The 12,603-nt window shown below is 46.0% G+C and carries 14 protein-coding genes and 1 tRNA gene; 4 read left to right on the forward strand and 11 right to left on the reverse strand.

The genetic code is table 11. From position 1 onward, the window contains the following. On the forward strand, nucleotides 1–206 hold a 206-nt coding region (locus ACO1NT_RS07585; protein ID WP_449047916.1), incomplete at its 5' end, for a crossover junction endodeoxyribonuclease RuvC. 4 nt (nucleotides 207–210) lie between these two features. Here the strand turns inward: ACO1NT_RS07585 and ACO1NT_RS07590 are convergent. Continuing rightward, entirely contained in the window at nucleotides 211–1,254 is a 1,044-nt protein-coding gene (locus ACO1NT_RS07590; protein WP_449047979.1) for a hypothetical protein, read from the reverse strand. Between the two features lie 181 nt (nucleotides 1,255–1,435). Here ACO1NT_RS07590 and ACO1NT_RS07595 point away from each other — a divergent pair, with 181 nt between their 5' ends. Next, the gene (locus ACO1NT_RS07595; RefSeq protein ID WP_449047917.1) at nucleotides 1,436–1,909 is read left to right on the forward strand and encodes an Lrp/AsnC ligand binding domain-containing protein; all 474 of its coding nucleotides are present in this window, start codon (nucleotides 1,436–1,438) and stop codon (nucleotides 1,907–1,909) included. Here ACO1NT_RS07595 and ACO1NT_RS07600 read toward each other — a convergent pair whose 3' ends face one another. After that, nucleotides 1,910–3,208, reverse strand: coding sequence for an FAD-dependent oxidoreductase (locus ACO1NT_RS07600; RefSeq protein WP_449047918.1), 1,299 nt, complete (start codon nucleotides 3,206–3,208; stop codon nucleotides 1,910–1,912). Between the two features lie 64 nt (nucleotides 3,209–3,272). Here ACO1NT_RS07600 and ACO1NT_RS07605 point away from each other — a divergent pair, with 64 nt between their 5' ends. Further along, on the forward strand, nucleotides 3,273–4,943 hold the full coding sequence (locus tag ACO1NT_RS07605) for a glutamine--tRNA ligase/YqeY domain fusion protein (protein WP_449047919.1): 1,671 nt from the start codon (nucleotides 3,273–3,275) through the stop codon (nucleotides 4,941–4,943). Between the two features lie 11 nt (nucleotides 4,944–4,954). Here ACO1NT_RS07605 and ACO1NT_RS07610 read toward each other — a convergent pair whose 3' ends face one another. From ACO1NT_RS07610 to era, 4 genes are all read right to left on the reverse strand, one after another. Beyond that, nucleotides 4,955–5,911: a methylenetetrahydrofolate reductase gene (locus tag ACO1NT_RS07610; protein ID WP_449047920.1), complete on the reverse strand. Its 957-nt coding sequence runs from the start codon at nucleotides 5,909–5,911 to the stop codon at nucleotides 4,955–4,957. Between the two features lie 183 nt (nucleotides 5,912–6,094). After that, entirely contained in the window at nucleotides 6,095–6,616 is a 522-nt protein-coding gene (gene rimM, locus ACO1NT_RS07615; RefSeq protein WP_449047922.1) for a ribosome maturation factor RimM, read from the reverse strand. A 93-nt stretch (nucleotides 6,617–6,709) separates the two neighbouring features. Next, entirely contained in the window at nucleotides 6,710–7,342 is a 633-nt protein-coding gene (locus ACO1NT_RS07620; RefSeq protein WP_449047924.1) for a 30S ribosomal protein S16, read from the reverse strand. A gap of 117 nt (nucleotides 7,343–7,459) precedes the next feature. Beyond that, nucleotides 7,460–8,338 carry a GTPase Era gene (gene era, locus ACO1NT_RS07625; RefSeq protein WP_449047925.1) on the reverse strand — a complete coding sequence of 293 codons (879 nt, stop codon included), beginning with the start codon at nucleotides 8,336–8,338 and terminating at the stop codon, nucleotides 7,460–7,462. An 80-nt stretch (nucleotides 8,339–8,418) separates the two neighbouring features. On the opposite strand from era, the gene ACO1NT_RS07630 reads away from it, so the two are divergent. Beyond that, nucleotides 8,419–8,491, forward strand: a tRNA-Met gene (locus ACO1NT_RS07630). Nucleotides 8,492–8,640: 149 nt separating this feature from the next. On the opposite strand, the gene ACO1NT_RS07635 is transcribed toward ACO1NT_RS07630, so the two are convergent. From ACO1NT_RS07635 to ACO1NT_RS07655, 5 genes are all read right to left on the reverse strand, one after another. Further along, nucleotides 8,641–8,847, reverse strand: a complete 207-nt coding sequence (locus tag ACO1NT_RS07635; RefSeq protein ID WP_449047927.1) for a hypothetical protein — start codon at nucleotides 8,845–8,847, stop codon at nucleotides 8,641–8,643. Nucleotides 8,848–8,864: 17 nt separating this feature from the next. Then, nucleotides 8,865–10,331, reverse strand: coding sequence for a recombinase family protein (locus ACO1NT_RS07640; protein WP_449047981.1), 1,467 nt, complete (start codon nucleotides 10,329–10,331; stop codon nucleotides 8,865–8,867). Nucleotides 10,332–10,466: 135 nt separating this feature from the next. After that, a complete protein-coding gene (locus tag ACO1NT_RS07645; protein WP_449047929.1) occupies nucleotides 10,467–10,820 on the reverse strand; it encodes a hypothetical protein in 354 nt (117 codons plus the stop codon). A 276-nt stretch (nucleotides 10,821–11,096) separates the two neighbouring features. Then, the gene (locus ACO1NT_RS07650; RefSeq protein ID WP_449047931.1) at nucleotides 11,097–11,462 is read right to left on the reverse strand and encodes a nuclear transport factor 2 family protein; all 366 of its coding nucleotides are present in this window, start codon (nucleotides 11,460–11,462) and stop codon (nucleotides 11,097–11,099) included. 190 nt (nucleotides 11,463–11,652) lie between these two features. Continuing rightward, nucleotides 11,653–12,429, reverse strand: a complete 777-nt coding sequence (locus ACO1NT_RS07655; RefSeq protein ID WP_449047932.1) for an acyl-CoA desaturase — start codon at nucleotides 12,427–12,429, stop codon at nucleotides 11,653–11,655. Nucleotides 12,430–12,603 lie beyond the last annotated feature (174 nt).

Raw genomic sequence — 12,603 nt, forward strand, 5'->3', positions numbered from 1 at the left:
GCAACGGGAGCGCTGCCAAAGAACAAGTGGCAGCTATGCTGAAGACCTTGCTTAAATTTGATGAGACACCCCAATTTTTGGATGCCACCGACGGGCTGGCGGCGGCCGTATGCCATGCCTTCCAAAACCAACGGATGGCCGGTTCGAAAGGCAACTACTCCGGATGGGCTGCATTTGTAAAAGATAACGCCGACCGACTGAAGTAACGCGTCAAAGTTTGACCTGCCTAATGACATTCTTTATGTTGAGTTCGATGATATCGGTCATGGTGTGGCATTTCAGGTATTGGCTGTTGTCGTAATAAGCAGCATACCCTTCCCTCAGCTGCTTTACGTTTTCAGGGGTAGAAAGTTCCTCTGTGTTGGAAACATCACGTAACGCAGCGATGCGATGTCGCTCGCTGCGCACCCGGTGCACAATGGATGACCGCTCTTCCTGTTGGTATTGGAGTGCCGTCCGGTCGGTCAAATGCTCCATACACAACTGGACATATGCCAGGTTGTCTTTGAAGTACTGGGGCATATATATTTTGGGATTGCCCTCATAAAACTGCTGGTCAAAATCGATGGCCCGGATACGGAACTGGAAATCATCGAAATCGGGGGTAATCTGCACAACGAAATTATAGGATCGCATATCGCCTAGCAAGGTAATGATGCACCGTTCGTTAAACTTCACGAACTCCTTGGCGATCCGCTTGGGGTTATAATCTGGATTATGCATTAGCGATTTCGTAAATACGTCGCCGGGTATCCCTACAATATGTTCCTCCACAAGGGTCTGCCCACCCACCAGGTAATTCACCGTATTGGGCGATATGATCTGTTCCAATTCCAATCCATATATCCGTGATGCGTCGGCCTGCTTCACGTAGAAGTAGTCGTACACATCATTCAACCGGTTCACGATCCGGATCCGGAACGGATGCGTGTTGCCAAAAGCGCAGTATTCAACACGGTCGATGTATTTATGCTCCACAATGCGGGTATTGCCCGATGCCTTCAGTTCGGCATAGATGATTTTCAGCCCGTTGTATAAATTTTCCTGGACATGCGGCGGGTAAATGGGCGTTTCCCATAAGGTATCCCGGCCATGTTTATCGATTACCGGTAACGTCTCGTAAAAATCGAGCAGGTGTTCATAATCGATGGGCATACGCGCTTCCCGCTCGTAATGGCGTAAGTATTTTCGCAACGCCGGGGTGACGGCATATACCGGCTTCTTCCGGGAAATCTTGACATCTTCCATACGTATCCAGGGGTAACTTGTATTAGGTAAATATACGGTTTTGATACCCTACATCAACAAATTGAAATATTTTCATAAATAATCGAAATTTAGTGCCTAATTTTGAAGAATTGGCAACAAACACCTATTATAACGTTAAATTGAACAAATATCCAAAAAACAATTTGAGCTAATTACCAGATCAATTATGGAAAAACGAAACGACAATTACGAGCTAGATAACTTAGACACACAGATATTGTCTATTTTGATGAATAACGCATCCATACCCTATACCGAAATAGCAAAAAAACTGATTGTTTCCGGCGGCACCATCCATGTACGTATGAAAAAGATGGAAGAGCTAGGCATCATACGGGGATCCAACCTGATCATCAACCCACAGAAAATCGGTTTCGATATCACCGCATTCCTCGGCATTTACCTGGAGAAAGGCTCGCAATACAACAATGCGGTGGAACAATTGAAACAGGTGAAAGAGGTGGTCGAACTGCATTATTGCACCGGTACCTACAGTATGTTTGCCAAAATCGTGTGCCGCGACACCACCCATTTACGAAAAGTACTCAATGAAGACATTCAGGCCGTAAAAGGTATACAAAGGACAGAAACAATCATCTCATTGGAAGAGAGCATAAAACGGCAAATCAGCCTAACTTAATTATCGCTGGATGGACCCGTCCAACCCGACCTTCACATCGAACGGGTCGCAATAGGCATCGAGGAGGACCGCTACATGCGTCCGGGTTGCCTGCTGCTTTTCATCATATTCGCCTTGGAAATGGTACCTGCGCTTCCAATATTTTTCTACCTGCTCCTCCAATTCGTCTCCCCGTTGGCCCACAAACTTGATGTAGCTGAACAAGTCGGCCATGGTGAGCGTATCGACATCGTCGTGGTTGATAAACCAAATCTGGCTCCTCGAAAAAAGGCTATTGAGCACCGGTCGAACCTCATCGGCAGTGACAATCGCATCACCGTCAAAATAGAGCTGACCATCTTCACCCGTCCTGCCCAACAACATGGCGGTAGCGCCGACCCGTTGGACAGCGTCGAAATGCGGGCTTTCCAAGGGCACGTCCACAAACGGCAACAGTCGTACCCCATACTGCAGCAACTCGCCCTGCACACTGCGTGCGTCTAGCTTATCCGGTGTCGTTTTGAAAAATGCCGTATATGCGGCGGCGGCCCCGACCGCCTGGCCTACATGCATCAATAAAGGGATATCGGCTTCGGCGCCGGTGGCTAACTGCTGCACCGCTGGTATAAACCGGGTCAAAAACAGGTTTTCTTCGCCCCTAGGCACAAGTGCGCCCAATGGCAACGTATAACCGTACCCATCCTGCTCACCCACTGCGACCCCTGTGCGGGCGAGCCCCGCATCGGGCACCGACCGGAAATAATCCGCCGGAATATCTTTTCGGACACGGAAGCTATCCACTGTGCCATACACCATGCTGTAAAGCCGCGCATCCGTGGATGCATCGATTATGGCACGCACCTTGAAACGGCTCCGGTCGTTCAGCTCCACGCGCCAGTTTTTTCCCGATTTCTTTACCGAACGTAGCGTACCCCCCTCGATGACCGTTAGGTTGTCGAATGTTTTCAATATACTGTCGACAGCATTTTGGACCAGCTGTGGGTTTATTCGCCGCTTCACTACGGCCACTAGCGAATCGCTCGCCTTCTCCTTTTTGGTCGCCGCCAAGAGGTTAGCCCAAACTCCCGCATCCAAATGGGCATTGTTCGTTAGCGAAATGAACTCCGAAGTTAAATCTGGCACCAAGCGATCGCCGTTGACCACCCACACCGTATTTAAGTTCGACATTGCCGACTGTATCGCCGCCGCATACGCATCCGGCCCGTAGCCATACACCAACACTTGCGGCCGCTTGCGCTGCGCATTTCCCAAAAACGGGATCACCAAGAACATACAAAAGAACACGTATCGTTTATCCATATCGACCGATTTAGAAGAAAACGTAAAATTAGACATAATAGCCGAAAACAGCTACCTTTGCGCTATGGAAAATGAAGAAAAATCCCTCAATTTCATAGAAGAAATCATTGAGAAAGATATCCAAAGCGGCAAGCACGGCGGTCGGGTGCTCACCCGCTTTCCGCCCGAACCGAATGGCTACCTGCATATCGGCCATGCCAAATCCATTGTACTCAATTTCGGATTGGCCCAAAAATACGGCGGTGAGACAAACCTACGCTTCGACGATACGAACCCCTTAACCGAAGAAACAGCTTACGTAGAAAGCATTAAAAACGACATCAAATGGCTCGGATTTGAATGGGCGGAAGAATTATACACCTCCGACTACTTCGATATGTTGTACGACTTCGCCGTCAAACTCATCAAAAACGGTTTGGCCTATGTAGACGATAGCTCGTCTGAAGGCATTGCCGCTTCCAAGGGCACACCCACCGAGCCTGGTAAACCTTCCCCCTATCGCGACCGGAGTGTGGACGAGAACCTGCGCCTGCTTGAAGAAATGCGTGACGGAAAATATAGCGACGGTGCAAAAGTGCTCCGTGCTAAAATCGATCTTGCCAATCCCAACATGCACCTGCGCGACCCCCTGCTATACCGGATCAAACATGCACACCATCATCGCACGGGCAATAAATGGTGTATTTATCCAATGTATGATTTCGCACACGGACAAAGTGATTCGATTGAGCAGATCACCCACTCGGTCTGCACCCTCGAGTTCGTACCCCATAGGCCGCTATACGACTGGCTCATTGAAAAACTTGAGATTTTCCCTTCCAAGCAATACGAATTTGCACGGCTCAATTTGAATTACACGGTGATGAGCAAGCGGAAATTGCTCCAGTTGGTTAATGAGAAATACGTGGAAAGCTGGGATGATCCCCGCATGCCCACCATTAGCGGACTACGTCGACGGGGTTATACGCCGGCAAGTATCCGCAATTTCTGCGACCGTATCGGGGTAGCCAAGCGAGAAAACATCATCGATGTGGGGCTGCTGGAATTCTGCATCCGTGAAGACCTCAACAAAACCGCATGGCGTAGGATGGCCGTACTCGACCCCATCAAGCTCGTCATCACCAATTATCCCGCAGGTGAGGAGGAAGTCTTGTCCGGCGAAAACAACCCCGAAGCCGACGATGGTGAGGGCAGCAGGAGCATTCCATTCAGCAACACATTATGGATTGAGCGGGAAGATTTCATGGAAAATCCACCCAAGAAATTCTTCCGGCTTGGCCCAGGATTGATGGTTAGGTTGAAACATGCTTATATCGTCAAATGTGAGGATTTCCTGAAGGATGCGGACGGAAACGTCACCGAAATCCGCTGTACGTATATACCCGAATCGAAAAGCGGCGAAGATACGAGCGGCATCAAAGTAAAAGGGACCATCCATTGGGTGAGCGTACCCCATGCCGGAACCGTTGAAGTACGGCTATATGACCGCTTATTCAATGTAGAAAATCCAGCGGCTGAAGAAGATTTCCGAGCAACCATCAATCCGGACAGCCTGCAGGTCATCGAAACGGCGTATGTGGAGCCTGATTTGTTGAGTGCGGCCCCGGGGAAAGGCTATCAGTTTATCCGAAAGGGTTATTTTACGCTTGACAGCAAGTCGACACCCGATAAATTGGTATTCAATCGGACGGTAACCCTCCGGGATACGTGGGCAAAGGAAGCGAATAAGAATTAGGGAATGGCGGTTTAAAAAACCGCCTCTATAATCCGTTTGGTAGGCTTCGGATTACCCATGGTATAGAAATGCAATACCGGTGCGTCCATTGCCTTGAGTTCTTTACACTGTTGAATCATCCATTCAACCCCAACATCACGTACCTCTTGCTCTGACTTGCACGCATGTACGGCCTCGCTCAACTCCAATGGGATATCGAGGTGGAATATCTTGGGGAGGCTGACCAGCTGTTTGCTGTTCGTAAGTGGTTTTAACCCGGGGATGATGGGTATGTGGATACCGTGTGCCCGGCATTTGTCTACGAACGCTTTATACTTACTGTTGTCGAAAAACATCTGGGTAACGATAAAGTCGGCCCCCAGCTCCACTTTTTTCTTTAAGTAATTGAAGTCGGTATCCAGATTGGGCGACTCAAAATGCTTTTCGGGATATCCCGCCACCCCAATACAGAAGTCGGTCTTTTCCGAATTTTCCATATCCTCGTGGAGATATCGGCCATTATTCATGTTGACTACGTGCTGCAGTAGCTCCGAAGCATACGCATGGCCTCCGGGTGTGGGGATAAAGGAGCTGTCGCTCTTACGTGCATCGCCCCGCAACACCAATACATTGTCGATACCCAAAAACTGCAAGTCAATGAGGGCATTCTCCGTTTCTTCTTTGGTAAACCCACCGCAGATGAGGTGGGGCACGGCGTCAACTTTATACTTATTCATAATCGCAGCGCAGGTAGCCACCGTGCTTGGCCGCTTCCGGTAAGCCACCTTTTCCAACAGCCCATTGGAGTGCTGTTTGTAAATGTAATCCTCTCGCAGGTAAGTAACGTCGATGAAAGGCGGTGCGAACTCCATCAACGGATCGATCGCATTAAAAATAGACTGTATACTCTGTCCCTTTATGGGTGGGAGTATCTCAAATGAGTAAAGGGTTTTCCCTTTAGCATTTTTAATGTGTTCGCTTATTTTCATTCGAATAATTTGTTTCTTAAATAGCCCTGAAGCTGGTATAAATCATCCATATACGCTAACCCTGTCAGGCAGCCGCCAAACTTAGCCAAATTCTCTTTTAAAGCAAAGTGAATTTGTCGCGCGGCCCATGCGATTGGACTTCCATTTTCTGGTCAAAGGAGCCTCATACGCCAAGGGCGAATTTCATGAATAGATGTCGATCAGGCCTTCGGGTAGATCTACCTTGAGCGTGTTGTTTTCCCTATCGATTGTCAATATCCACTCATCAGTTAGCGGAAATAACACCTCGTTTCCCTGATGCATTACTGCGGCAACATACTGTTGCGGGTATTGGTGCACTTCGATGATCTCACCTAATGTACCATGCGCTTTATCGATCACCACGAACCCTTTCAAATCAGTCAGGCGGAAATCGTCGGGGTCCCGTTCAGGAAATTTGTTGTTCGGCAGGTAAACACGCTTTCGGACTAACGTTTTCGCCACCTCAATATGATCTACGTCGTCAAAAAACAAATAGGCGGTACGGTTAGGCAATATGGTCGAGCGTTCTACAAAATAAGGTACCAGCTTACCATTGACCTGCAAGAATAATACATCCAGTTCCAGGCTCCTATAGTCGTCAAACTCAAAAAACAGCTGCACCTCGCCTTTTAATCCACGGGTCTTGCTGATGTATCCAATATAAAAATGGTCGGCTATTTCCATTTCAACATGCCTTATCGGCCCAAAACAAAAGCCGCTCGGGGTGGATAGGCTTCCCTCCTGAGCGGCTTTCTTCCATACTGACTAAATAAAATGCTATTCTTCCGCTTTCTTTTCTTCGTCAGCAGCAGCTTCAGTCACTTCTCCTGCAGCAGTCTCGGTTGCTTCGGCGGCAGGTGCATCGGATGCGGCATTTTCTTCCGCTACCACTGGTGCTTCAGCTGTCGCCCCTTCAGTTGCTTCTTCGGCTTCGGGCGTCTCCTCCACCGGTGGCGTGTTCTTGGCAGCTACCGCGGCAGCCACAGCTGCTTTGCGCTTCGCTTCGGCGGCCAACGCAGCCTTCTTAACTTCCGCCTTCGTTTGGGCTAAATTCTCTTCCTTGCCTTGTATTTTTGCCTCTTTGGCTTTCAGCCATTCTTCAAATTTGGCATCAGCGGCAGCTTCATCAAACGCACCTTTCTTCACACCGCCCAATAAATGCTTTTTGTAAAGCACTCCTTTGTACGATAGGATCGCCCGGGTTGTATCCGTGGGTTGCGCGCCTTTGTCCAACCAATCAAGGGCCTTATCAAAATTCAAATCGATGGTTGCCGGATTTGTGTTGGGGTTATAAGAGCCGATACGCTCGATAAATTTACCGTCGCGCGGTGAACGCGAGTCGGCCACTACTACATGGTAGAAAGGCCTTCCCTTTTTACCGTGTCTTTGCAATCTAATTTTAACTGCCATTTTTCTATTAATAATTATGTATCCAACATAGTTCCCGGTAGCCTTGTGCTGCGGGGCTGCAAAGATAATTAATTATTTGATAACTAAGCGTAACGACCATTTTTATTTTTCATCGGCCTACTGTTCGTAGCCAAACCGCTTCAGGTAATTGTCTTTTTTCCGCCAATCGGGAATCACCTTCACGAAGAGCTCCAAAAACACCTTCCTTTGCAGGAATTCCTCGATATCCTGCCGCGCGTAGGTTCCCACTTTCTTGATCATGCTGCCGCCTTTCCCTATGATGATATTCTTTTGTGAATCGCGCTCAACGATGATCTCTCCGCTGATACGTGTGATATATTGTTCCTCTTTGAATGCGGTGATGACTACCTCAGTGCTATATGGAATTTCCTTTTCATACAGCTTGAACACTTTCTCCCGAATAATCTCCGACACAAAAAAACGCTCATTTTTATCCGTAAGTGCATCCTGCTCGTAATAGGGTGGGTGCTCGGGCAAGTGATCGAGGATAAATTGCATCACCGCTTGGATATTGTGGTCGTGCAGCGCGGATATGGCCAGGATTACCTTCGGTGATACCGTCTCTTGCCAATAGGCGATCTTGCTTTTCACTTCCTCGGCCGTAGACTTATCGATTTTATTAATCAGCACCGCCACCGGCGATGCTGTTTTCTTGAGTTTCTCGATAATATCGCTTTCATCGTACCGCTCATGTATATCGGTAACGAGCAAAATGATATCGGCGTCGATTAACGAACCTTGCACGGCACTCATCATCGACGTCTGCAGCGTATAGGTCGGTTTGATTACGCCGGGTGTATCTGAAAACACAATTTGGTACCCTGGCTCATTGACAATACCAATAATACGATGCCGCGTCGTCTGGGCTTTGGGCGTGATGATCGACATCTTCTCGCCGACTAAAGCATTCATTAAGGTAGACTTACCTGCATTGGGCTTTCCGATAATGCTGACAAAACCTGCTTTGTAGGGCATTTTTTTCAAATCTGATTTGTTTTGCAAAGAAACAAATTATATCTTTGCAGTCCAATTCGGAAACAGAATTGAAAATACAGTGCGGGGTGGAGCAGTTGGTAGCTCGTCGGGCTCATAACCCGAAGGTCATTGGTTCGAGTCCAATCCCCGCTACATAGGGAAACACCATACAATGGCAGTTTCCCTTTTTTATGCCAATAAAATCCTGTTGCCCAAACTATTACAAGTCGGCCAAAGCCAGTTCGACAATCACTACAACGCTTCTTATACTTTTATCCCTATCAGTCTAAAAAGTAATATTATCAACGACCTGATGATGTTTTTAGGGAGTTCGACATCTCCTTTGGGATATAGGTTTCTTGTACAGCCTCTCTCTTTCCGTAATTCTTTGCTACTAGATAGAGAAAATCCAAGATGACGCCGGCTTCCTGCTCATCAACTTCAACACCATTCTTAGACAGAATTGAAATTGTCCTTTTAACGGAAATCTTTCTTTCTACAAAGTTCATTTTAATAATTTAATCCCCTATTTCAATACCAGTATTTTTGACAATGCACTACTAAGTTCCAAAGAAAGCTCACCCGTTACGAAATTCACTTCCGCTGGAGGAATGAATTTTAGAAGGTATTTTTTATCGGCTGTATCCAATAGTTCGTATCCACTGAAAATTTCTAATAAGGAGCCGTGATCCAACCGGCGTTGCAGGTCAATACCATTCAGCTTTTCAATATTATCACCTAGTTCTTTTTTCAGGCGAGCACAACACGCGACGTATTCGCTTTTGAATTCGCTATAGTCGTCAAACTTCAACATATCTTCAACGAATAGTTTCCTGGCTTTGGAAAGTGCTAATTGTCGCCTAGCCAATTGCCTCAGGATACCAGCTCTTTCGTTGAGACAAGCAGTCCTACTCGTATTTAGATTAGCATCATCCAAAATATAATTAAAAAGCTGGACCGCCTTACTCGAAAGCATAAGCTGTCGAAGTTGGCTTTCATAACTGTAGTTTAGCAAAACAGCATTGGTTCTGGCTCTACATCTTCCCCGACAATGGTAATAAGGATATCTATATCTTGACCCTTTGGAAAAGCTACCGCAAATCCTTTTACCACAAAGCGGACAAGTCAAAAAACCCGTAAGAAAAAAAGTAGCTTTTAGCTCTTCGGACCTTTTTGACATCCTTATTTTTGTATTTATAATATCCTGTACCCGATAAAAAATAGACATGGATATGAGTGCTTCATGGTTCCCTTTTACCATCTCCTTTTCGTTATCACCTAACACTATCGGAATCAGACCGCAATAGACTGGATTTCGGATAAGCTTGGAAAAATTGGACGAAGAACAGTGAAAGCCCTGTGTGGCGGCCATTCTTCTTATCTCTGTCATTTTGTAGATGTTTTTTGCAAGCTGAAGGAATATCCATTTGATAATGCCAGCTTCCGGCTGCTTTGGAGCGATATATTTTTTTCCATCCGTTGTTGTAAGGTTCGAATATCCTACTGGCGCTTTATTAGGATGTCTCCCCATTTGCCTTGCCCTACGCATTCCATTTGCTGTATTCATTGCACGCCTGCTATTTTCTGCTTCCGGAACCGACAGGTAAACGGCGAGCATCACCGAACTCTCCGGAATATCCAGATCAACCGGCTGGTCAATAGCCATCACTTTGGCATGGTATTTCCTTAATATTCCTATCATCTCATATGCGTATTGTATGTTACGGCTGAACCGATCCCATTTGATAAATAGGATATTCTTCTCTTCCTTGCCACGCTCCTTTTTAATTACGGAAATTAGCTTCTTCCACTCTGGCCTGTTGAAGTTCTTTGCGGAAAAATCCTCACGGTATATCCCTTTAACAAGAATATTATTGGATTCACAATATTTAAGTAACCGGTCTTCCTGTTCCGGCAGGGAATAACCCTTTCTTTTTTGTTCGTCCGTGCTGACACGGACGTATAAATAAGCTGATTTGATAAAACGGGAAATATAACTTCAATTATCCTAACAAATAAAGACCGGGTATGGGTTTAAGATAATATACCCGGCAAAATATCATTATGACTGAAGATATTTTTTCCAGCAATGTATAGCGGTGCTCATACCCAATATTGGGATGAAGGCTTAAAGAAATATTTGCTGATCGACTAATGAATCGAGAAACGATCTTACTTTATCAACAAGCGCTGTGTACAGCTTAGAGTCAGCAACTGTTTCGGAAACCTTCTGCTCGCCCTTGTCTAGTCCCTCAAACTCGATTTTATCCTTTCTGAGGAACCTACTTACTTCATATAGCTTGGCATAATCAGCACTTCTTGACAATTTATGATAGGGTGCTAATTTTACTTTCCTTAGTTTTCCCTTATTTACCCAAAGAAGAGACCTTTCATTTTTATCTTTCGTATATCCGATAATTAAATCACCAATGAAATCCATCTTTTCATTGAAACAGGATTCATGCTCAATTTGATTAAACATTGTTTTAGTTAGCCGTTTGTTACCTACGACAACCTCTTCTTACGACATTTAGGTTTTCCAGAATCATCTGCTCATCTTCGGCCGAGTATTTTAGATTATTCAGTAAGTTATGCCAGATACTCCCATGATAGCTTCTTCGGAAATCCGGACTTTCGACGAAATTCATAGACCTTATGCCCAATTGTACATTTTTTGTGATGTATATCCGCTGTCGGTTGTACAGCTGTGTTGTTTCGAATCCTAACCGACTCAATAATCACTTCAGCTAATGATTTTTCAGTTTGATTGGAAAGAAAGCTGTTCTGATTTTAGGCGTGGTAATTTTTCCTGATAACTCCGTTGGGAAATTATCTTGTTGCGCTTAAACTGTATGACTTCGCAGGCAAAAAATCCCGCGGTATCCTTCCATTCAAGAATCAGGTTGTCGCCGTCTTCAAAAATGTTTTTCGGGATGCATGTCCTTTCCCCCGATGAAAATAGCCAGCGATATATTTTTCGTATGCTATTTCTTCCGATTCCGATTAACGGATACTTCGCCACGAGACAAAGCGCAGCAGTGTCCGCGTAAAGTTCCATGATTGCCTCTATGTTCTCCGAGTTGAAGGCGTCAACCCATTCCGTTAAAATTTCCCTATTAGCCATTATAAACTACTATTCCTTCCCGACATCCGGCCCCATAACGCGGTAATCTTAGCGGTATCGTTGCAATCAAGCAGACCTACAGAAGATAACAACGATGAGTATAAAAAGTTATTTTTTTGGTTTGAGCAAATAATAGCTTCGGATTCCCGCCTTCCCTTCGAGTATTGGATGATGCCAAACTTCTTCATTGTTAAATTTGATTTGACGGATCGTCTGGACGAACCTCCGGAGCCGACATGCTTGCCTTCGGGAAATTGATAACCCGTAGCCACTTCAATAAGAGGACAACAGGGTATACCGGATCGATTTCGTGCCAGCGCCTACCGAAGTTAGCCGAAGAAGGATGTTTATGGTGATTGTTGTGATAAGACTCGCCGAGCATCAGTACGTCAACCACCAGCAGGTTGCGTGAAGTGTTTTTAAGCCTGAAATTGATGTAACCGTATTTATGCGCAAACCAATTGATCACAGCCCCGTGGAAGGCACCCATGGTAATGACGATGGGAAGTAGCAGGAACCACCACAAGCTGCTGGAAAACAGCAGAAAAAAGGCAATGTAGGCGACTCCCCACAGCACCCTCGAAAGCGGGGAATTGCCCCACCGATCAAGCCGCTCCCAGTTTGGTAGGTTTTTTGTAAATCGCTCCTCCACCTGCATACGCCGCCTGTCAATGTCGAGGTAGATGTTCCGTGTACGCCACATCATGGCAAAGATATTTGATGAGAAGTTAGGCGAATGGGGATCCCGCTCGGTATCGGTATACGCGTGATGCATACGGTGCATGATGGCGTAAGCCCGTGGGCTCATGTAGGAAGAGCCCTGCGTAATATATGAAAACACGAAGAAAAAACGTTCCCAGAACCGGCTCATCGTAAATGAGCCATGCGCTGCATACCGATGCTGGAAAAAGGTCTGCGAAAACAACGAGAGATACCATATCCCTATGAAAAAAAACAAAATGACCATGATAATGGGCTTTAAAATGTAAACGATGGATGCAGAGATCGAATATTAAAGCCCACTTTGGCTGTGGTAAGAGGAAAGTGGTAACCCGGAGACGTGTATCTGTATCTTATTAATTATCATAAAGGTAGGTTATTTAGTTGGAAAACACCAAACTAATGCCTGTATTTATTTTCT

The organism is Parapedobacter sp. (assembly GCF_053550995.1).